Annotated in this window: 20 protein-coding genes; 7 read left to right on the forward strand and 13 right to left on the reverse strand. The window is 70.9% G+C overall.

The genetic code is table 11. The annotated features are described in order from the left end of the window. Positions 1-32 precede the first annotated feature (32 nt). From htpG to SK571_RS34065, 4 genes are all read left to right on the forward strand, one after another. Positions 33-1,886: a molecular chaperone HtpG gene (gene htpG, locus SK571_RS34050; RefSeq protein WP_319988215.1), complete on the forward strand. Its 1,854-nt coding sequence runs from the start codon at positions 33-35 to the stop codon at positions 1,884-1,886. Between the two features lie 115 nt (positions 1,887-2,001). After that, positions 2,002-4,743, forward strand: a complete 2,742-nt coding sequence (locus tag SK571_RS34055) for a DEAD/DEAH box helicase (protein WP_319988216.1) — start codon at positions 2,002-2,004, stop codon at positions 4,741-4,743. A gap of 109 nt (positions 4,744-4,852) precedes the next feature. Then, positions 4,853-5,557, forward strand: coding sequence for a DUF4333 domain-containing protein (locus SK571_RS34060; protein ID WP_319988217.1), 705 nt, complete (start codon positions 4,853-4,855; stop codon positions 5,555-5,557). 107 nt (positions 5,558-5,664) lie between these two features. Then, positions 5,665-6,834 carry a GNAT family N-acetyltransferase gene (locus SK571_RS34065; protein ID WP_319988218.1) on the forward strand — a complete coding sequence of 390 codons (1,170 nt, stop codon included), beginning with the start codon at positions 5,665-5,667 and terminating at the stop codon, positions 6,832-6,834. On the opposite strand, the gene SK571_RS34070 is transcribed toward SK571_RS34065, so the two are convergent. Beyond that, positions 6,831-7,775 carry a 5'-3' exonuclease gene (locus SK571_RS34070; protein ID WP_319988219.1) on the reverse strand — a complete coding sequence of 315 codons (945 nt, stop codon included), beginning with the start codon at positions 7,773-7,775 and terminating at the stop codon, positions 6,831-6,833. The genes SK571_RS34065 and SK571_RS34070 overlap by 4 nt on opposite strands. Positions 7,776-7,901: 126 nt before the next feature. On the opposite strand from SK571_RS34070, the gene SK571_RS34075 reads away from it, so the two are divergent. Both SK571_RS34075 and SK571_RS34080 read left to right on the forward strand, forming a co-directional pair. After that, positions 7,902-9,023, forward strand: coding sequence for a M24 family metallopeptidase (locus tag SK571_RS34075; protein ID WP_319988220.1), 1,122 nt, complete (start codon positions 7,902-7,904; stop codon positions 9,021-9,023). Further along, entirely contained in the window at positions 9,020-9,466 is a 447-nt protein-coding gene (locus SK571_RS34080) for an Lrp/AsnC family transcriptional regulator (RefSeq protein WP_090070266.1), read from the forward strand. Before SK571_RS34075 ends, SK571_RS34080 begins: the two co-directional genes overlap by 4 nt. A 55-nt stretch (positions 9,467-9,521) precedes the next feature. On the opposite strand, the gene SK571_RS34085 is transcribed toward SK571_RS34080, so the two are convergent. The 11 genes from SK571_RS34085 to SK571_RS34135 are packed head-to-tail and all read right to left on the reverse strand — an operon-like array spanning position 9,522 to position 19,681. Further along, positions 9,522-10,139, reverse strand: a complete 618-nt coding sequence (locus tag SK571_RS34085) for an ATP-binding cassette domain-containing protein (RefSeq protein WP_319988221.1) — start codon at positions 10,137-10,139, stop codon at positions 9,522-9,524. Beyond that, positions 10,115-10,690 (reverse strand): ABC transporter ATP-binding protein, encoded by a 576-nt coding sequence (locus SK571_RS34090; RefSeq protein ID WP_319988222.1) that lies wholly within the window; start codon positions 10,688-10,690, stop codon positions 10,115-10,117. The genes SK571_RS34085 and SK571_RS34090 overlap by 25 nt, the downstream gene beginning before the upstream one ends. Positions 10,691-10,710: 20 nt before the next feature. Beyond that, the gene (locus SK571_RS34095) at positions 10,711-13,155 is read right to left on the reverse strand and encodes an ABC transporter permease (RefSeq protein WP_319988223.1); all 2,445 of its coding nucleotides are present in this window, start codon (positions 13,153-13,155) and stop codon (positions 10,711-10,713) included. Positions 13,156-13,194: 39 nt separating this feature from the next. Next, positions 13,195-13,839, reverse strand: a complete 645-nt coding sequence (locus SK571_RS34100; protein ID WP_319988224.1) for a hypothetical protein — start codon at positions 13,837-13,839, stop codon at positions 13,195-13,197. Next, complete coding sequence (locus SK571_RS34105) at positions 13,840-14,706, reverse strand: hypothetical protein (protein WP_319988225.1); 867 nt, start codon at positions 14,704-14,706, stop codon at positions 13,840-13,842. It abuts the gene before it with no gap. A gap of 35 nt (positions 14,707-14,741) precedes the next feature. Next, complete coding sequence (locus SK571_RS34110; RefSeq protein WP_319988226.1) at positions 14,742-15,734, reverse strand: proline racemase family protein; 993 nt, start codon at positions 15,732-15,734, stop codon at positions 14,742-14,744. Beyond that, positions 15,731-16,624, reverse strand: a complete 894-nt coding sequence (locus SK571_RS34115) for a dihydrodipicolinate synthase family protein (RefSeq protein WP_319988227.1) — start codon at positions 16,622-16,624, stop codon at positions 15,731-15,733. The genes SK571_RS34110 and SK571_RS34115 overlap by 4 nt, the downstream gene beginning before the upstream one ends. After that, positions 16,621-17,853, reverse strand: coding sequence for an FAD/NAD(P)-binding oxidoreductase (locus SK571_RS34120; protein ID WP_319988228.1), 1,233 nt, complete (start codon positions 17,851-17,853; stop codon positions 16,621-16,623). Before SK571_RS34120 ends, SK571_RS34115 begins: the two co-directional genes overlap by 4 nt. Beyond that, complete coding sequence (locus SK571_RS34125) at positions 17,850-18,032, reverse strand: 2Fe-2S iron-sulfur cluster-binding protein (RefSeq protein WP_319988229.1); 183 nt, start codon at positions 18,030-18,032, stop codon at positions 17,850-17,852. The genes SK571_RS34120 and SK571_RS34125 overlap by 4 nt, the downstream gene beginning before the upstream one ends. Beyond that, positions 18,029-19,108, reverse strand: coding sequence for an NAD(P)/FAD-dependent oxidoreductase (locus SK571_RS34130; protein ID WP_319988230.1), 1,080 nt, complete (start codon positions 19,106-19,108; stop codon positions 18,029-18,031). Before SK571_RS34130 ends, SK571_RS34125 begins: the two co-directional genes overlap by 4 nt. Positions 19,109-19,135: 27 nt before the next feature. Then, entirely contained in the window at positions 19,136-19,681 is a 546-nt protein-coding gene (locus SK571_RS34135) for a helix-turn-helix domain-containing protein (RefSeq protein ID WP_319988231.1), read from the reverse strand. Between the two features lie 30 nt (positions 19,682-19,711). Here SK571_RS34135 and SK571_RS34140 point away from each other — a divergent pair, with 30 nt between their 5' ends. Next, positions 19,712-20,098, forward strand: a complete 387-nt coding sequence (locus SK571_RS34140; protein WP_319988232.1) for a hypothetical protein — start codon at positions 19,712-19,714, stop codon at positions 20,096-20,098. Between the two features lie 13 nt (positions 20,099-20,111). On the opposite strand, the gene SK571_RS34145 is transcribed toward SK571_RS34140, so the two are convergent. Then, on the reverse strand, positions 20,112-20,981 hold the full coding sequence (locus tag SK571_RS34145) for a DUF4231 domain-containing protein (RefSeq protein WP_319988233.1): 870 nt from the start codon (positions 20,979-20,981) through the stop codon (positions 20,112-20,114). Between the last annotated feature and the right edge of the window lie 34 nt (positions 20,982-21,015).

Here is a 21,015-nt window from a genome sequence, read left to right on the forward strand (position 1 = left end):
TCGGTTCGTTTCACGGTTTTCGGTAGGGATTCATGGAGACGCTGGAGTTTCAGTCCGAGGCGCGTCAGCTGCTGCAGCTGATGATCCACTCGATCTACTCGAACAAGGACACGTTCCTGCGGGAGCTGGTCTCGAACGCCTCCGACGCGCTCGACAAGCTGCGGCTGGAGTCGTTCCGCGACAAGGACATGCAGGTCGACGTCGACGACCTGCACATCGTGATCGAGTCCGATCCGGCCGAGCGCACGCTCACCGTGCGGGACAACGGCATCGGCATGACGCGCGAGGACGTCGTCCGGCTCATCGGCACGATCGCGAAGTCGGGCACCGCGGAGTTCCTGAAGCAGCTCAAGGAGCAGCAGTCCGGCAGCGCGTCCGACCTGATCGGCCAGTTCGGCATCGGCTTCTACTCGTCGTTCATGGTGGCGGACAAGGTCACCCTCGTGACGAAGTACCCGCACGCCGAGAAGGGCGTGCGCTGGGAGTCGACCGGAGAGGCCACGTACACGATCGACGACGTGGACGACGCGCCGCAGGGCACCTCGGTCACGTTGCACCTCAAGCCGTCCGACGACGAGGACCGCCTGCCGGACTACACCGAGCCGGCGAAGATCCGCGAGATCGTCAAGCGCTACTCGGACTTCATCACCTGGCCGGTGCGCCTGGGCGGCGAGGACATCAACTCGCGCAAGGCCCTGTGGGCCCGCCCGGCCTCCGAGGTGACGGAGGAGGAGTACGCCGAGTTCTACCGGCACATCAGCCACGACTGGAACGCGCCGCTCGAGACCATCCGCATGCAGGCGGAGGGCACGTTCGAGTACCAGGCGCTGCTGTTCCTGCCCTCGCAGGCGCCGATGGACCTGTTCATGCGCGACGGCAAGCGCGGCGTCCAGCTCTACGTGAAGCGCGTCTTCATCATGGAGGACTGCGCCGAGCTGATGCCGGAGTACCTGCGCTTCGTGAAGGGCGTCGTCGACGCGGCGGACCTCTCGCTGAACGTCTCGCGCGAGATCCTGCAGCAGGACCGCCAGATCCAGCTGATGCGCCGCCGCCTGGTCAAGAAGGTGCTGTCCTCGATCAAGTCGCTGATGGGCACGCGCCCGGACGACTACGCGAAGCTGTGGCGCGAGGTCGGCGCGGCGCTGAAGGAGGGCCTGCTCTCCGACGCGGACAACCGCGACGCGATCCTGGAGGTGTGCTCCTTCGCGTCGACGCACACGGAGGAGTCGTCGGAGTCGCTCACCACGCTGGCCGAGTACGTCTCCCGGATGAAGGACGGCCAGGAGCACATCTACTACATGACCGGCGACTCGCGGGTGTCCGTCGAGAAGTCGCCGCACCTGGAAGCGTTGCGCGCCAAGGGTTACGAGGTGCTGATCCTCACCGACACGATCGACGAGATGTGGGTCGACTCGGTCCCCGCCTTCGACGGCAAGACGCTGCAGTCCGTCGCCAAGGGCCAGGTGGACCTGGAGACCGACGAGGAGAGGTCGGCCAACGAGGCCAAGGCCGCGGAGTTCGCCGACCTGCTCACGTGGATGAAGGAGCAGCTGGAGGACAGCGTCAAGGAGGTCCGCCTCTCGTCCCGCCTGACGACCTCGCCGGCGTGCGTCGTCGGTGACTCGTACGACATCACCCCGACGCTGGAGAAGATGTACAAGGCGATGGGGCAGGAGCTGCCGAAGATCAAGCGGATCCTGGAGCTCAACCCGTCGCACCCGCTGGTGGAGGGGCTGCACAAGGCGTTCGCGACCGGCGAACGCGACGGGCTGGCCGACACCGCGGAGCTGATCCACGGGCTGGCGCTGCTGGCCGAGGGCGGCGAGCTCGCCGACCCGTCCCGCTTCGTCAAGCTGGTGGCGGACCGGGTGCAGCGCACGTTCTGACAAAACCGCAGGTGGAGGGCGATGTCCTGAGGACATCGCCCTCTGTCGTTTCAGTGTTGGTTGAAGTTAATCTATCTCGACGGCAATTGTCGGTGTGATGTGAAAGCCTGGAGGGGTGTCAAGTGCTTCGCGGTCCCCGGCCGAGGCCTACGCCCACTCCCGGCGCAACGCCCAGCGGCCCAAGCTGACCGATTTCCTGTCCGTGATCTCGTTCGAGCTGGACCCGTTCCAGCGCCAGGCCTGCGAGGCCCTGGAGGACGGTCACGGAGTGCTCGTCTGCGCCCCCACCGGTGCCGGTAAGACGGTGGTGGGCGAGTTCGCCGTGCACCTCGCGCTGACCGAGGGCCGCAAGTGCTTCTACACGACGCCGATCAAGGCGCTGAGCAACCAGAAGTTCGCCGACCTCACCGCGCGGTACGGGCCGGAGAACATCGGCCTGCTCACCGGCGACACGAGCGTGAACGGCGGCGCACCGGTCGTGGTCATGACGACCGAGGTGCTGCGGAACATGCTCTACTCGGGTTCGTCCACTCTGGACGGACTCGCGTACGTCGTGATGGACGAGGTGCACTACCTGGCGGACCGGTTCCGCGGCCCGGTGTGGGAAGAGGTCATCCTGCACCTGCCGGAGCACGTGCAGGTGGTCGGTCTGTCCGCGACGGTCAGCAACGCCGAGGAGTTCGGCGAGTGGCTGGTCGAGGTGCGCGGCGACACCTCCGTCGTGGTCGACGAGCACCGGCCCGTGCCGCTGTGGCAGCACATGCTGGTGGGCAACCAGATGCTCGACCTGTTCGAGGGCGACCAGACGCACGCGCGGATCAACTCCCAGGTGCTGCGCAAGACCGAGGAGCTCGTGCGGTACCACGTGCCGTTCAGCCGCGGGCGCAACCGCGGCGGCGGTCCGGGGCGGCCGGCGCGCAACAGCGGGTTCAAGCCGACGTCGCGCATCGACATGATCCAGCGGCTCGACGCGGCGTCGCTGCTGCCCGCGATCGTGTTCGTGTTCAGCCGCGCGGGCTGTGACGCGGCGGTCGCGCAGACGGCGCGGGCGGGGCTGCGGCTCAACTCGCCGGAGGAGACCGAGCAGGTCCGCCGGATCGTCGACGAGAAGACGCGGGACCTGCCCGAGGCCGACCTGACGGTGCTCGGGTACTGGGAGTGGCGCGAGGCGCTGGAGCGCGGCATCGCGTCGCACCACGCCGGGCTGCTGCCCGCGTTCAAGGAGACGGTGGAGGAGCTGTTCGTCCGCGGGCTGGTCAAGGTCGTGTTCGCGACCGAGACGCTCGCGCTGGGCATCAACATGCCCGCGCGGACGGTCGTGCTCGAGAAGCTCGTGAAGTACAACGGCGAGGCGCACGTCGACCTCACTCCGGGCGAGTACACGCAGCTCACGGGCCGTGCGGGGCGTCGAGGCATCGACGTCGAGGGGCACGCGGTCGTCGTCTGGCAGCCGGGGATCGACCCCAAGGCGGTCGGCGGGCTCGCGTCCACCCGCACGTACCCGCTGCGGTCGTCGTTCCGGCCGGGCTACAACATGGCCGTCAACCTCGTGCACCAGCTCGGTGCCGCGTCCGCGCGCGAGATCCTGGAGCAGTCGTTCGCGCAGTTCCAGGCGGACAGGTCCGTGGTCGGGCTCGCGCGCCGCATCGAGCGCAACAAGGAGGCGCTCGCGGGCTACACCGAGTCGATGACGTGCCACCTGGGCGACTTCACGGAGTACGCGTCGCTGCGCCGCCGCATCGGCGACCGGGAGAAGCAGCTCGCGAAGCAGAACACGAACGCGCGCCGCATCGAGACGGCCAAGTCGCTCGAACGGCTGCGCAAGGGCGACGTGATCGCGGTGCCGTCCGGGCGTCGCAGCGGCCTCGCCGTCGTCGTCGACCCCGGCCTGGAGCCGATGGGCGAGGCGAAGCCGCTGGTCGTCACCGAGGACCGCTGGTCCGGCCGCCTCACGTCGGCGGACTTCCCGTCGCCGGTCGAGGTGCTGGGCCACATCCGGCTGCCCAAGCAGGTCGACGTGCGCTCGCCCAAGTCGCGGCGCGACCTCGCGTCCACGATCCGCAACACGGGCATCACCGTGCCGTCGCGGGGCCGCAGGCAGACCACCGCGGACGACGACCCCGAGCTCGCGACGCTGCGCCGCGCCCTGCGCGCCCACCCGTGCCACGGCTGCGACCAGCGCGAGGACCACGCCCGGTGGGGCGAGCGGTACCACCGGCTGCTGGCCGAGAACCAGCAGCTGGAGCGCAAGGTCGCGGCGACGACGCACTCGCTGGCGCGCCAGTTCGACCGCATCCGCGCGTTGCTGCGCGAGCGCGGCTACCTGAGCGAGTCGGAGGAGGTCACCGCCGACGGCAAGCGGCTGACCAGGCTCTACAGCGAGTCCGACCTGCTCGCCGCCGAGTGCATCCGCAACGGCGTGTGGAAGGGCCTCAAGCCGGAGGAGCTCGCCGCCGTCGTGTCGTCGCTGGTCTACGAGGCGCGCCGGGACGGTCCCGTCGAGGCACGCCTGCCGCAGGGCCCGGTGGCGGACGCGATGCTCAAGACCGTGCGGCTGTGGGCGGAGATCGAGGACGACGAGCGCCGCCACAAGCTAGAACGCATCACCCGCCAGCCCGACCCCGGCTTCGCCTGGCCGGTGTACCGCTGGGCGCGCGGCGAGTCGCTGGAGAAGGTCCTGATCGCCGCCGAGGCCGGTGGCAACGAGCTCGGCGCGGGCGATTTCGTGCGCTGGTGCCGCCAGGTGATCGACCTCCTGGACCAGATCCGCGACGTCGTCGGCCGCCAGGACCCGGTCGGCGCGGCCGCGGCCAAGGCCGTCGACGCGCTGCGCCGCGGAGTGGTGGCGATGATGTGACCCCGAGTTGTGACCCAGCCCTGACGAAGGTTTTGCGAGTCGGAGTAAAGACTGACGTCAACGGTGTGATTGGATTTCGCCGCAACGTCGTACACACGGAGGTCGACAGATGAGCAGCCCGTACGGACCGTCCGGAGGGAACGATCCGCAGCAGCCCTGGGGCCAGCCGCAACAGCCGCAGCAGCCCTATGGAGGCGGTTTCCCTCCCGGCACGCCGTCTGGCGGCTTCCCGGCGCAGAACCCGGGACAGAACCCGTACGGCCCGCCGCAGCCCCAGCCGGGCCAGCAGCAGCCGTACCCGGGTTTCGACCCGTCGCAGCAGCAGACGCAGCAGTACGGCGTGCCTGGTCAGCAGCCGCAGTCGAACCCGTACGGCACTCCCGCCCAGGACCCGTACGGCCAGCAGACGCAGCAGTACGGCATGCCGGGCCAGCAGCAGCCCAACCCGTACGGGCAGCAGCCGGGTTACGGCCCGCCGATGCCGCCGAAGAAGAAGTCCAGCGCCGCGATCTGGGTCGCCGCGGTCGTCGTCGTCCTGCTCGTGGGCGGCGTGCTGTTCACCGGCTTCGTGTCGCCGGCCTTCTTCAAGAAGAAGATCTTCAACAACACCGAGGTCCAGAAGGGCGTCGTCCAGATCCTGAAGGACGAGTACAAGATCTCGGACGTCGGCGCGGCGACGTGCACCGGTGAGAACGAGGTCAAGCCCAACACCTCGTTCGAGTGCAAGGTGCAGGTCGGCGGCAAGGACAAGAAGGTCAAGATCGTCGTCAAGACCGAGGACGGCGAGTACGAGGTCGGCCAGCCCACCGGCTGATCCCTGTTCTTCCCGGAAGGCGTCCCCAGGATCTCCTGCGGGGCGCCTTCCGCGTCTCGCAGGAAACTGAGGTGCGTTCGCCGTCGGCCTGAGCAACGATCGCGGGCGTGACGGAGATCCGCGTTCTCACCGACGAAGCGCAGTACCGCGCCCACAACACGCTCTTCCGCCGTGCGATGCACTGGGGCCCGCCCACGGACGAACAGTGGCCGGCGACGCTGCCGTCCTACGAGTCCGGCCGCGTGCTGGCGGCGTTCGAGGGCGACGAGATGGTCGGCACGACCCAGTCGTACGCCTGCGCCATGGTGGTACCCGGTGGCGCCGTCGTACCGCACGCGGCCGTGTCACGCGTGGGTGTGCGTGCGGACTACACGCGCCGTGGCGTGCTGAGCGCCTTGATGCGCGAACAACTCTCGACGCTCCCCGAACCCGTCGCGACGCTGCGCGCGTCGGAGGGCCGCATCTACGGCCGTTTCGGCTACGGCCTGGCCGGACGCGTGCGGTTCCTGCGGATCGACGCGCGCAAGGCCGTGATCCCGGGCTCGCCGACCGGGCGCGTGCGGATGCTGGACCCCGACACCTCGGACAAGCTGCTGCCGGAGCTGCACGCCGAGGTCGGCATGGGCCGGCCGGGACAGATCTCCCGCTGGCCGGGCTGGTGGGCCAGGGCGCTCGACCGCAAGACCGAGGCCGAGAACCGGGTCACCGTCGTCCACAGTGGACCAGACGGCGACGACGGCTACGTCTGCTACAAGGTGTCCGAGGACAAGGACTTCAAGCACCACATGGAGATCCAGGACTTCGCGTGCGCCAACGCCGACGCGTGGCGCGACCTCTGGATCTACCTGACACGGCTCGACCTGGTCGACACGATCGAGGCCGACGCCGCACTCGACGACCCGCTCCACTGGCTCTTCGAAGACCCGCGCGTCGTGTACACGAAGGACGTCTACGACCAGATCTGGCTGCGACTCGTGGACGTCCCGCGCATGCTCGCCGCCCGCACCTACGGCAGCGCCGACCCCGTCGTCGTCGAGGTGCGCGACAAGCTGCTGCCCGCGAACGACGGCTGCTACCGCGTCTCGCCCGACGGCGCCGAACGCGTCGAGGCGCAGCCCGACATCACGATCCCGATCGACTTGCTCGGAGCCGTCTACCTCGGTGACACGAGGTTCTCCGACCTCGCGGCCGCCAAGCGGATCGAGGGCTCGCGGTTCGCGGAGGCCGACGCGTTGTTCGCCGGCCCCGTCGCCCCGCTCTGCTCGACGTTCTTCTAAGGACGACGCTCCATCGCGTTCACCAGGCGCGGCACCGAACTGCCGAGACCCCAGCGCTGCGTGAGCTCACGCAGCCGCTCGGGGTCGGCGGGCACGCGCGGCACCTCGTCGGCGCGGTCCAGCACGACCGGGGCGTCCAGCGCCGTGCGGACGACCACGGGCGCCACCGCCAGGTACTCCTCGGCCGCGATGAGCGCGTTGCGGGCCTTGGTGGTGAGCTTGCGGTCCATCGGGTCGGTCACGGCCTTGAGGACGGCGTCGAGCGAGCCGAACTCGGTGATGAGCTTCGCCGCCGTCTTCTCGCCGATGCCCGCGACGCCCGGCAGGCCGTCGGACGGGTCGCCGCGCAGCACGGACATGTCGGCGTACGCCGAGCCCGCGTTCTCGACGGGCAGCGAGTACTTGGCGGCCAGTTCCTCGGGGCCGAGGACCTCTGCCTTGTTCCAGCCGCGGCCGACGTAGACGACGTGCACCGGTGTCGGCTCGTGGCGCACGACCTGGAACATGTCGCGGTCACCGGTGACGACCTCGACGGGTGACTTCGTCTCGCGGTGGGCGAGCGCGCCGATCACGTCGTCGGCCTCGTGGCCCACGGCCTCGGCGGTGCAGATGCCGGCGGCGTCCAGCACGTCGAGGATGATCGGGATCTGCGGCGTCAGCGTGTCCGGGACCTCCTCCGAGCCGTCGGTGGCGTCCGCGGCGACCCGGTGCGCCTTGTACGACGGCAGCGCCTTCACCCGGAACTCGGGACGCCAGTCGGCGTCGAGGCACGCGACCAGGCGCGCGGCGCCGCGTTCGGTGATGACGCGGGCGATCGTGTCGACGAACCCGCGCACGGCGTTGACGGGCGTGCCGTCGGGCGCGGTCATCGAGTCCGGCAGCGCGTAGTACGACCGGAAGTAGAGGCTCGCGGAGTCCAGCAGCACCAGGGGAGAGCTCACGAACGAACAAGCTACTAGTGAGCGGGCTCCTGACGCCTGCCGGGCGCGCACCGTGCTCAGCAGGTGTCCCGCCGAGTGCCGAACGCGCCCGGCAGGCAGCGCCACCCACGCACTAGGCTTTGGTCCATGGCAACGATCACCGGGCCCATCGACGTGTCCGCGCTGCGCGCGCGGCTCGACCGCGCTTCCGCCGCCGCCGAGCAGGCGGGCGTCGACGCCCTCCTCATCTCGCCCGGCTCGGACCTGCGGTACCTGATCGGTGCCGGTGGCGACTCCTTCGAGCGCCTCACCTGCCTCGCGCTGCCCGTGGGCGGCACGCCGACGCTGGTCGTGCCGAAGCTGGAGCAGCCGGGTTACGCGGCGATCCCCACCGACGAGCTCGGGGTCGAGGTCGTCACGTGGGTCGACGGCGAGGACCCGTACGCGCTGGTCAAGGCCGCGCTCAAGGGCTCGCGGACGGCCGTGGCGGACATGATGCCCGCCCTGCACACCATCAAGCTCGGCCAGGCGATCGGCGGCACGCAGTCGCTGGCCGGCCCGATCATCCGCGAACTGCGCATGCGCAAGGACGCCGCCGAGATCGACGCGCTGCGCAAGGCGGGCGCCGCGATCGACCGCGTGCACGCGCGCATGGGCGAGTTCCTGCGCGTGGGCCGCACCGAACGCGAGGTCGCGCACGACATCGCGCTGGCGATCGTCGAAGAGGGCCACACCGTCGCCGACTTCGTGATCGTCGGCTCCGGCCCGAACGGCGCGTCCCCGCACCACCGCGACTCCGACCGCGTGGTCGAGGCGGGCGACGTCGTGGTCATCGACATCGGCGGCCCGGTCGCCGAGGGCTACAACTCCGACTCGACCCGCACGTACGTGATGGGCGAGCCCGCCTACGACGACGTCCGGGACACCTACGCCGTCCTGCAGGCCGCGCAACAGGCCGCGGTGGACGCCGTGAAGCCGGGCGTCACCTGTGAAGAGGTGGACGCCGCCGCCCGCAGCGTCATCGCCGACGCCGGGTTCGGCGAGTTCTTCGTCCACCGCACCGGCCACGGCATCGGCCTGGACGTGCACGAGGAGCCCTACATCGTGAGCGGCAACTCGCTGCCGCTCGAAGCCGGCATGGCGTTCAGCGTGGAGCCCGGCATCTACCTGCCCGGCCGCTGGGGCGCCCGCATCGAGGACATCGTGGTCGCCACCCCGGACGGCGTCGAGTCCTTCAACAACCGACCTCACGACCTGGTGGTGCTTTGACCCTCGAGCAGATCGACAGAGCGATACTGAAGGAACTCGCCTCGGACGGCCGGTGCAGCTTCACCGACCTCGCCGAACGCGTGGGCCTGTCCGTCTCGGCCGTGCACCAGCGCGTGAAGCGCCTCGAACAGCGCGGCATCGTGAAGGGCTACGCGGCCCGGCTGGACGGCGCCGAGATCGGCCTGCCGATGTCCGCGTTCATCTCGCTGTTCCCGATCAACCCGGCCGAGCCGGACGACTACCCGAAGCGCCTCGAACACCTGCCGGAGATCGAGGCCTGCTACTCGGTGGCGGGCGACGCCTCCTACGTCCTGCGCGTCCGCGTCGGCTCGCCGGTCGCGCTGGAGGAGCTGCTGCAGAAGATCCGGGAGTCGGCGAACGTGTCGACGAGGACGACCGTCGTGCTGTCGACGCCGTACGAGGACAGGCCGCCCGCGGTCTGACACAGGCCTGCTTGCTGCGGTGGGGAGAACCCGCCGCAGCACCAGCCGGAAGCCGTCAGCGGACCTGTCCGTCGGCGAGCACGAGCACCCGGTCGGCGACGGCGTGCACGGCGTCGTGATGGGTGGCGATCAGCACCGCTGCACCTTCGTCCGCGACCCGCCGCAGCAGCCCGACCGCGGCCTCGGCGCTGGCGGCGTCCAGGTGCGCGGTGGGCTCGTCGGCGAGCAACGCCGAAGGCCGTGCCACCACGGCCCGGGCCAGCGCCGCCCGCTGCTGCTGCCCGAACGAGACCTGCCCCGGATACCGCGACCCCAGTCGAGAGATCCCCAGCTCGGTCAGCAACTCCGCGACGCCGGCCACGTCCCGGCCCGCCAGCCGCAACGGCAGGGCGACGTTCTCCTCCAGCGTCAGCTCGGAGGCCAGCCCGAGCGACTGCGGCAGCACGGCACACGCGGACCACGAGGCGAGTCCGGGCGACACCGACCCGCTGTCGGGGAAGTCGAACCCGCACAACAGGGACAGCAGCGCGGTCTTGCCGGACCCGGACGGCCCGCTCAGGGTCACCAGCTCGCCCGAGGAGACCGCCAGGTCCACCCCGCGCAGCACGGACACCCCGCCGAAGGCCCGGTGCACCCCGGCCGCCCGGATCACGACGCGGCCAGCGGTACGCACAGGTCCGCCAGCGCCACCAGCCGCGGGTCGTGCGACGCCACCACGGCCGGCACCGGCAGCGAACCGAGCGTCTCCAGCACGAGATCGGCCGACCGCGCGTCGAGCTGCGAGGTCGGTTCGTCGGCCACCACGACCGAGGCGCCGCGGGCGAGCGCGCACCCGAACGCCAGACGTTGTTGCTGGCCACCGGACAGCGCGCCGATCCGCCAGGTCGCGGACCCGCCCAGTCCGAGCCGGTCGAGCCGGGAGTGGTCCGCGGCACCGGCCGCGCGCAGGTTCTCGCCCACGGTCAGGTGCGAGATCAGGTTGTCGGCCGGGTTCTGGAAGACGACCGCGATCTCCTTGCTCCGCAACACCCGCAGCTCCGACCACGACAACGACGAGGTCGGCACGTCGTGGACGTACACCTCGCCGACGGAAGGGCGTTCGACCAGCGACAGGACGCGCAGCAGGGTCGACTTGCCGGAGCCGGACGGTCCGGACAGGACGGTGAGGCCGGGCGCGATCGACAGCGACACGTCCGTGACGGCGTGCACGGAACCGTAGGACACCCCTACGCCACAAGCACGGATCACCTGAGCAGTTCTCCCATCCGCGCGGTGCGCACACCGCGCAAAGCAAGCCAAGCCGCCACGACGACCACCAGGGTGCCGCACGCCACCATCGACCCCAGCAGCGGCAGCAGGTCCGGCAGCATCGGCGCCGGGTTCAGCCAGGGAGCGGGGTCCAGGCGCGGTACGGCCGCCCCGGCGCTCACGAACGATGCCACCACGCCGATCCCCACGGCCAGCAACGCCAGCGCGCCCACCTCCAGGAGATGGCTCGACCACAGCACGGACGGGCGCATGCCCATGCGCGTCGACAGGGCGCCGGACACGGCGTTCTGGCGGCGGCGGACCTCGACGGCCAGCAGCAGCGCCACGGCGGCGACCACGGCCAGGACGACGCCGATCGCCGCCACGAAGCCGAAGGTCCACTCGACGGTCAGGAACGGCAGGCCGTCGAGGACGCGGGCGCGGTCGGCGACGTTCGTGTAGTGGATGCCGTCGGCCTGCAGCGCGGAGGTCAAGGCGGACAACGGAAGCGTCGACCACAGGTGCCACGAGCCCACCTGCTCGACGGCGGGCACCGAGTCGCGGGCGACGACGTACCCGCGGGTGCCGAGCTTCGGGAACGACGGCAGCGCCGCCACGGGCCTGAGCAGCGGCAGGCCGGCGATCTGGATCTCCTGGTTCGCCGAGCGGCCGATGCGCAGGGCGGGCGCGACCTCACCGGTGCGCTTCAGGCCCGAGAGCAGCGAGCGCACCTCGGCGGCGTCGTTCAGCACGGCGGCGTCGGTGAACGTCGCGGGGTCCACGACCAGTGCGCCCGTGCTCACCCCGACCAGAGTCGTGTTGCCCCGCAACGACGAGGGCAGCGCGACCCGGCCGAGCGCGATGTCCTGCGACACCTGGACCGTGCTGTTCGCGCCGACGAACACACCCGACTTGGAGTCCAGCGCCGACTGCTGCGCCCCCGCCACCGCGCTGCCGACGGCGATGGTGCCGACCGCCAGCACGCCCACGAGCAGCACGCCGGTCACCGGTCCGACGGCGGCGGCCAGCCGGCGCAACGCGAGCTGGGCGGCCGGGACCCGCCACCACTGCACGTGGTGGGACCACCCCAGCGACCAGCGCAGCAGCCGGGTCGCGAGCAATGCCGCCGCCAGCACGACGAGCAGGGGGAACGCGAGTGCGGCCACGTCGACGCGCGGCAGCGAGCCGGGCTTCAACGACGTGCCCAACCCGTTGTGGGACAGGCGAACCCACGCGAGCACGGCCAGCCCGGCGACGACCAGTTCCCACGGCACCAGCCCGAGCCGCCGCGAACGGGCCTGCCGCTGGAACGTCCGGTGCGCGCGCCAGGACGCCACCAGCACCGTCACGGCGAGGCTCAGCACGACCACGGCCAGCACGAACCCCAGCGCCACCCAGAGCGTTCCGGGAGCCAGCACGACACCCGGCGCGTACAACGGCAGCAGCAGCCGTGCGGCCACCAGTCCGAGCACGCCGCCCAGCACCAGCGGCAACCCCAGCTCCAGCACGCCGCGCAGGCCCAGCGCCAGGGGACTCGCGCCGCGCACCCACAGCAACCTCAGTTCGGAGTGCCGCCGCTGCGCCCACTGCACGGTCACGGTGCCCACGCCCGCGAGCCCGACCAGCACGCTGATGATCACCAACGGCAGCAGCGAGGAGGAGACGTTGCGCTCCGAGGTCCGTGCCGCCGCGACGGCGCCGGACAGCAGATCAGTCCGCGTCAACGACAGCCCGAGCGCCGCCAGCCGCGCGTTGCCGTTGTCCCGCAACGCCTCTGCCTCGGCGAGTGTCGCCGGCGGCTCGACCGGGAAGCGCAGCGACACGGACGCATACCCCGTGAACTCCGGCGGCAGCGCCGCGAGGTCGGAGGCCTGTGCCACCCAGATCACCGAGGTGCTGGCGCCGTCACCGCCCAGCGGGTTCGGCACGACGTGCTTCGCCTCGGAGCACCACCACCCGGACACCGGCTGCGTCAGATCGGCATAGATCGCGCTCACCACCAGTGACGACCCCGTCAGCCGATCACCGACGCGCACCTTCGCGGCGGTGGCGATCGTCTGCGGCACCCACAACCCGGTGCCACCGCCCTGGACCGCGGTCAGATGAGACAGAGCGTCTGGCCGATAGCCGAAGCGGCCGTAGGTCGCGAGCCCGTTGAAGTCGGGCCGGCCGATGGGCGTGTAGGCCGCGCCCAGGTCGCTGCGCGCCGCCATCTCGGCGGCCGCTGCCAGCGGCATCCCGTCCCCGTCCAGCGAGGGATGCACGGAGTGCGGGCACATCCGGCTCTGCTGGTAGGCGAGAGCGGCGCTGCCCGCGGCGGAGGAGTGCAGGGCGGCCGCGGCCACCACGAAGCCCAGCAGCAACGTCGTCGCGATGCTCACGAGCAACGTGAGCGGGCTCGACAGCGCGGCCCTGGGCGCGGCTCTCCACGGCAACTGCACCAGCGCACGCTAACCGCCGTTCCCCGATTTGGGGAGCCTTCAGGAGGTAACGGAACGCATGACGCCGAACCGGCCACCGAACGGGTCGACGAGCACCGCGATCCGGCCGACTCCGTCCAGGTCGTGGGGTGCGAGGAGCACCGGTGCCGCGGCCGCCACCTGATCCACATCGGCCACCTCGAAGTACGGCAGCCAGAAGGCCTGGGAGTCCGCGACGATCGCACCGAACATCCGGCCCGCGCCCGTGCCCGCGGGCTGCAGGAACTGGCCCGGCGCACCGGGAACCACCTGGATCTCCCACGAGAACAACGAGCGGTAGAAGTCCGCGGACACGGCAGGGGCGGGGGAGTGGAGCTCCAGCCACGTCAGCGATCCCGGGACCGACACCGCGCCGAGCCCGGCGGGGCCCTGCCACACGCCGAACTCCTCGCCGTGCGGGTCGGTCAGCCGGACCTCCGCGGCGGGCGAGGACCCGGCGAAGTGGACGGTCCACGAGCCGGGCCGCGAGGTCGCGTGCCCGGCGACCGCCCGGCCGGCGTGGGTGAAGACGCCGGTGCCCGGGGTGTCGAGGGGCCGGTACTCCCAGCCGAGCACGCCGCTGTAGAACTCGGCCGCCTTCGCCTCGTCCGAGGTGCCCAGGTCGATCCAGGCCGGCGCTCCGGGTACGTACTCAGTGGTGATCATTCAGGCCCACCTCCAGCGGATACCTACCCAATTGACCGACACGTCAGTCTCGAAGTGGTGCACGGAGTTCGTGTGGTCCGGTACCAGGTCGATGGTCCGGTGCGGTTCCTCCTCTTCCCAGTCCTGCAAGTAGACGTGCGGGTCCACGGGCAGCGCCGCCGGGTCGAAGTGCACCTCGATCAGGCTCTGCGCGAGGAAACAACGCACGCCGTGCGCGTACTCGATGCTGTCGAGCTGTGTGGGGTCGTGCGCGACGAACTCGAAGACCCAGGTCTCGCTTTCCCGCAACGGCTTGTCGAAGAGCAGTTCGTGGACGACCACGCGCTCGGCCTCGTGACGGGTGGACCGGCCGAGCCGGCAGTTGCGGACGGGCTCCTGCCGCAGCTCCGCGGTCTCCGCCGAGTCGTCGCAGAAGTAGTGCGCGTAAAACCTGTCGACGCCGTCGTGGCGCGCACGGACGACCATCTGCGCGTGGACGCGGGACGCGTGCCGTTCCCCGTCCACGAACACCCTGTCGTGCCGGGAGAGGATCTCCAGGTCGTTGGCGTTGAAGCCGGGCACCATGCCGGGCACGACGTCCGGCCAGCCGCTCGGGCCGGTGTGCTCCAGCAGGGCCAGCAGCGAGCGCGGCGGTACCTCCAGAAGCTCTTCGAGCACCGCCACGGCCCGCAGCGACTTCGGGGAGACCGGCCGCACCCTGCCCTGCTGCCAGTCGCTCAGCGTCGACAGCGCGACGGCCACGTCCTGCTGCCGCAGGCGTAGCCGGAGCCGTTCCAGCGTCAGGCCGCGCCGGCGGATGGCCGCGCGCAGCGCCGAGTGGAACGGTCCGATGCGCAGCAGCGCTTCCAGACTGGGCGTCGTTGTCACGGACTTGACTCTAGTGACAAGGGTCGGCGGCCTGCCTAGAGCGCGAACCCCTCGGGGAACGGATCGGTCTCGTCGAGGAGGTACTGGCCCATGCCGGTGATCCACGCGCGTCCCGCCACCGTGGGCACGACGGCCGTGCGGTCGCCGAGCGGGACCTCCTCCAGCAGGCGGCCGACGAACCTCGTGCCGATGAACGACTCGTTCACGAAGTCCTCGCCGATGCCGAGCTCACCGCGGGCGTGCAGCTGCGCCATCCGGGCGCAAGTGCCTGTGCCGCAGGGAGATCGGTCGAACCAGCCGGGGTGGATCGCCATCGCGTTGCGCGAGTGGGCGCCGTCGTGGCCGGGCGCGACGAACTGGACGTGCTTGCACCCGCTGATCGCCGCGTCCACGGGGTGCACCGGCCGGTTCACCGCGTTGATCTCGTCCATGATGGACAGACCGGCGGCCAGAATTCGTTCCTTTTCCACGCGATCGAACGGGATGCCCAGGTCCGCGAGCGGCACGATCGCGTAGAAGTTGCCGCCGTACGCCATGTCGTACCGGATCTCGCCGAGCCCGGGCACGGTCACCACGGCGTCCAGCTCGTGCGCGTAGGACGGGACGTTGCGGATCGTCACGAGCTTCGTGCGGGTGTCGTAGTCGGCGAGCACCAGGCCGGCCGGGGTGTCCAGGCGCACGGTCGTGACAGGTTCTGTCATTTCGACCATGCCGGTCTCGACCAGCACCGTGGCGACGCCGATCGTGCCGTGCCCGCACATCGGCAGCAGGCCGGAGACCTCGATGAACAGCACGCCCCAGTCCGCGTCCTGGCGGGTCGGCGGCTGCAGGATCGCGCCGCTCATCGCCGCGTGACCGCGCGGCTCGTTGACCAGCAGCCGGCGGATGTGGTCGTGGTTCTTGATGAAGCCGAGCCGCTTCTCGGCCATGGTCTCGCCGGGGATCACACCGACCCCGCCCGTGATCACCCTCGTCGGCATGCCCTCGGTGTGCGAGTCGACGGCGCTGAAGTACTTGGCGAACCTCATGAGGTCGCCAGCTTCATGTCCGCGTCGACCTGGGCGAGCTGCTCGGGGCTCAGCGGGCCGCGCGGGGGACGGCACGGACCGCCGTAGCGGCCGACGTAGTCCATCGAACGCTTGATGGCCTGCACGAACTCGGTGCGCGAGTCCCAGCGGAACGCCGGCACGAGCTTCTCGTACAGCGCCCGCGCCTCGTCGAGCCTGCCCTCCAGCGCCAGGTCGAACAGCTGCTTGCTCTCGGCCGGGAACACGTTGGGGTAGCCCGCGAACCAGCCCGTCGCGCCCATCAGCAGGCTCTCCAGCACGACGTCGTCCGCACCCGCCACGACGGTGAGGTGCGGGGCGGCCGCGCGGATCTCCAGCACGCGCCGGACGTCACCGGAGAACTCCTTGACCGCCACGACGTTCTCGATCTGGCCGAGCTCGGCGAGCAGGTCCGGGGTCAGGTCGACCTTGGTGTCGATCGGGTTGTTGTAGACCATGATCGGCAGCCCGGCCTTCGCGACCTCGCGGAAGTGGTGCACGACCTCGCCGCGGTTGGCCCGGTACATCGTCGGCGGCAGGCACAGCACGCCGTCCGCGCCGTCCTCGGCCGCGAGCTCGGCCCAGTGCCGCGCCTGGTGCGCACCCACGCCGTGCACGCCGATGACCGCGATGCCACGCCCCTTGACCGCCGCGATGGCGGTCTGGGCGACCTCACGGCGTTCCGCGTCGGTCAGCGACGAGTACTCGCCGAGCGAGCCGTTCGGGCCGACGCCGCGGCAGCCGCTGTCGACGACCCACCGGCAGTGCTCGGCGAACCTGTCCAGGTCGGGACGAAGCCCGGCGGGGGCGTTCGGGTCTTCCGCGTAGGGGAGCGCGGTGGCGACGATGACGCCGTCGAGGCGTTCGGTCATGACTTGTCCTCCGGGAGTTCTGCGAGTTCGCCGAGGGGGATCGGGACCGCGATCACGCGGCGCTGGCCGTCGAACGGGACGCCGGTCAGGTCGGCGGCGTTGCGGGCGCAGATGCGGCCCTGGCAGCGGCCCATCGCGACACGGCTGGTGAGCTTGAGTTCGCGCATGCTCGCGGCGTCGGTCAGATCTTCGAGACGGACCTTCTCGCAGCGGCACACGGTGGTGTCCGGCTTCAGCCACGTCCGCCAGCCTGGCTGGACCTCGTGCGCCCTGGCCAGGGCTCCGGCGAACAGACGCCCCCTGCTGACGGCCTCCACGGCCTTCCGCGGTGGCTCCTGTCCCGCCGCGGCGGCTCCGGCGACGACTCCCTCGGCCTCGGCGAGGTCGGCACCGCCGATGCCGGTGACCTCACCGGCCGCGTAGACGTTCTCGACCGACGTCCGCTGGCGTTCGTCGACGTCGTAGAAGTCGTTGGTGCGCAGGGCGTTCGGCAGGAGGTCGGTGCGGGGGAGGAAGCCGTGGCCGACGCAGACGAGATCGGCGTGCTCGGTGCGGTGGCTGACGGGCCGCCACCGGCTGTCGAGCTTCGCGACCGTCACGCGGTCACCGTGCTTGGCGATGACGGCGGTGCGGGTCTCCAGGCGGGGCAGCACCTTCCGGTAGCCCGCGAGCTCGCCGATCTTGTGCCGGTTGGCGAGCACGGCCCTGGACTCGCGCAGCCACCGGGCGGGGGAGGAGGCCTCGTAGACGCCGACGAGAGTGGCGCCGAGGTCCTGGAGTGCGGTGGCGACGGGCAGCAGGAACGGGCCGGTGCCCGTGACGATCACGCGTTCGGCCAGCGTGACGCCCTGCTTGGCGAGGGCCTGGGCGGCGCCCGCGGTGATCACGCCGGGACCGTCCCAGCCGGGGAAGGGCAGGGGCCGGTCGTAGGCCCCGGTGGCGATGACCAGCGCGTCGAACCTCAGCAGGCGCGGACCCGGTGCGAGACGAGACGTCTCGTCTCGCGGAAGGTCGGCCCGCCTCACGTGGAGCGTGTTCCCCTCCACCAGCCAGGCCTCGGTGTTCTTGAGGTGCGTGACCCCGGCGTGGCTGAACTTGGCCCGGCCACGCAGGTACTGGCCGCCGGCCTCCGGTTCCGAGTCGACCATCGTGACCTCGGCACCCGCGTCGGCGGCCGTCCGGGCGGCGGCCATTCCAGCGGGGCCCGCCCCCACGACCACGATCCTCATGACGTCGTCCTGATCACGTCGCCGTCGCGCAACGGGTGGCGGCACGCGCGCACCTCGGGCGCGCCGTTGATCTCCGCGACGCAGCCGAAGCACACGCCGATGCCGCAGAAGTACCTTCCCGGCAACAACTCCGCGACGTGCGCGACCTCGCGCGGGAGGCCGTTGAACGTCACCTTCACACCATCACCTCCGGCCGGTCGACGCGGAACGGGCGGGGATCCACCAGGGGGTCCTCGCCGGTGAGCAGCTGGGCGAGCAGGCGCCCGGTCGCCGGGGCGAGACCGACGCCCGCGCCCTCGTGGCCGGTGGCGTGCCACAGGCCGGGCGTGCGGGGGTCCTCGCCGATGATCGGCAGGTGGTCCGGCGCGTACGGGCGGAAGCCGCCGTACGCGCGCATGACCGGGACGTCCGTCAGCATCGGGAACATCGCGATCGCCTTGCGCGCCAGCGCTTTCAGCACCTTGCTCTCGATCGTGTCGTCGAAGCCCTTGCGCTGGCGGCTCGACCCGATCAGCACCGTGCCGGCCTGGGTCGACTCGACCACGCCGGACGTCTGGAGGTCCGCGTCTCCGCTCGCGACCGCGCCGACGTAGTCCGCGTCGTAGACCTTGTGCCGGATCTTGCCGGGAATCGGCGTGGTCACCAGCACCACGCCGCGCCGGGGCAGCACGTTGACACCGAAGTGCCGCGCCCACGGGCCGGTGGCGTTGACGACCGCGCCGCAGCTGATCACGCCCTCGGACGTCGTCACGCTCCGGCCGTCCGTCGTGGACACCTCGGTGCGCCGGACCTCGATGCCGCGCAGCAGGGTCCGGGTGGCCTTGACCGGGTTGAGCTGCGCGTCCTGGAGGTAGTGGACGGCGGCGGTGATCTCCGGGTTGAGGTGCGGCTCGCGGGCCAGCGCGTCCGCGGCGCTGATCTCGCAGGCGTCGACGCCCGCCGTGCGCTGCGCGGCGGCGAAGGCCTGCAGCGGGACGACCGCCTCGGGGGTCGTGGCGACGACCAGGCCGCCCTTCTCCTCCCACTCGGCGTCGTCCGCGAGTTCCGGCCACAGGTCGCGACTCGCCAGGGCGAGACCGAGTTCCGGGCCGGGCTCCTTGTCGCTGACCAGCACGTTGCCCTCGCCGGCCGCGCTGGTGCCCGACGCGGGTCCGTGGCGGTCGACGACGAGAACAGCGAGGCCGCGCGCCCGCAGGGCCTGGGCGCACGCGGCCCCGATGATGCCCGCGCCCATCACCACGACGTCCGGCTGCATCGCCACCTCCGTTCAATAGAATGAACGTTAGTGCTTCGGATACTCCAGCACCAGTACCGAGCTGACCTCACCGCCGACGGTCTCGTACGAGTGCGGCGTCGAGCCGGGGAAGCACACGTAGTCGCCCGGCCCCAGTTCGTACGGCGCGTCCACCGGTCCCACGAGCAGCCGGCCGCTCGTGACCAGCACGTGTTCCTTGCCGGGGTGACCTTCGCTGGTCTGCGTGGCGCCGGGCCGGACCCGCTGGTCGTAGATCTCCAGCACGGTGTCCCCGACGTCCATCCGCCGCATCAGCCGCAGGTCGACGGCGTTGCTGCTGAGCACCTCGACGTCACGGGCGCGCACCAGCACGACGTCCGGCGTCGTCCGCTCGGTCACGAGCTCCGACACCGGCACGTCCAAAGCGTTCGACAAACTGAACACTGTTTCGATCGTCGGGTTGCCCGCGCCGCTCTCCAGCTGGGACAGCGTGCCCTTGGCGATGGACGACCGCCGCGCGAGCTCCGACAGCGACAGCCCGCGTTGCTCGCGGAACGCCCTGATGTTGGCGCCAAGCACCTGACCCGCACTCATGGTCGCTGATCGTTGCATAGGCTTGCGCCCATGACTGCGTACACGGAGGCGGAGGGGCAGACCCTCCGCACGGCCGTTTTCGGTGCCATGGTGCTGGTGTCCACTGCGGACCCCGGCTCGGTCGACGAGGAGAGCCAGGCCGGCGTCAGGGCGATCACCCTGCTCCCGGACGACCTGCGCGCCATCATCGCCGCCGCACCGCCCTCGTTGCCGAAGGGTTCGACGTCCGAAGTGGAGTCCGGGGTCCTGGCCGCGCTGCGCGACTCCGTGGCGATCATCAACGCCCACGAGCCGCGTGACGTGGCGATCTTCCGCGCCGCCGTGTCGGAGATGTGCCGCTCGGTGGCCGGTGCGGACGGCGAGGTGGCGGCGGCGGAACGCGCGATGGTGACCAAGGTCGTCGAGGCGCTGGGCTGACGGGACGCGCCGGTCAGGTCGCGCTGGGCCGCGTCGCGAGCCAGGCGGAGTGCTCCTTGCCGATCACGGCCTCGGCCTCGGCGACCGTCGAGGCCCAGTCGCTCTCCGCGGCGTAGGGGAGCCGCTGGTAGATGTCCGCGAGCTCACCGGCCGCGGCCGCGTAGCTGACGCTGAGGTTCTCGTACTGCCGCAGCCCGATCCACGCCGCACCGCCCGCGACGGCCGCGGCCATCACGCCGGACAGGTCGACGTCCCAGACGCCGTTGATGCGCAGGATCGCGAAGACGATCGCGACGAGCTCGCCGACGATCATCAGGACGCGGAACACGGTCGCGCGGGTCTCGTTCATCGCGGACCTGTCGCGGTACCACTGCAGCTGCGGTTGTACGCGGGCTTCGCGGTAGGTGGTCCTGCGCTCGTCGAACGGCTTGGTGCGCAGCTCGGTCATGACCTGCTCGCCCTTCTCGTTCGCGCTGGTGAGCATGACCTCCCTGCGGTGGTCCTTGACCGCGTCGGCGATGGCGAGCTCCAGGTCCCTGCGGGGGCTCTGGGCGCCGCCGTGGAACGGGGCGCCCGCCACGGCGTAGCGCCACGCCAGCGACTTCACCCGTTCGGCGACGGTCCGGCCCGCGTTCCACTTCCGCTCCGGGTGCATGACCCACAGCAGCAGTTCGCCGAACAGGGCGATGAGGAACCCGCCCAGCGCCACCCACGCCCAGACGTCGACACCGGTGCCACCGATCTGCCACTTGAACGCACCGCCCACCGCCGCGACCACCGCGCCGATCAGCCGCACCCGGCTGAACAGCAGCGTGAGCCGCTGGCCGAGCCGGGAGACCGCCTCGGCGTCGTGGTAGAAGCCGGGCAGGTGCTCGTCGTTCATCCCTGTCCTGTCTTGTGCGCCGAAGTTGATCGTG

This window comes from Lentzea kristufekii, assembly GCF_033949925.1.
In the GTDB taxonomy this organism is placed as follows: Bacteria; Actinomycetota; Actinomycetes; order Mycobacteriales; family Pseudonocardiaceae; genus Lentzea; species Lentzea kristufekii.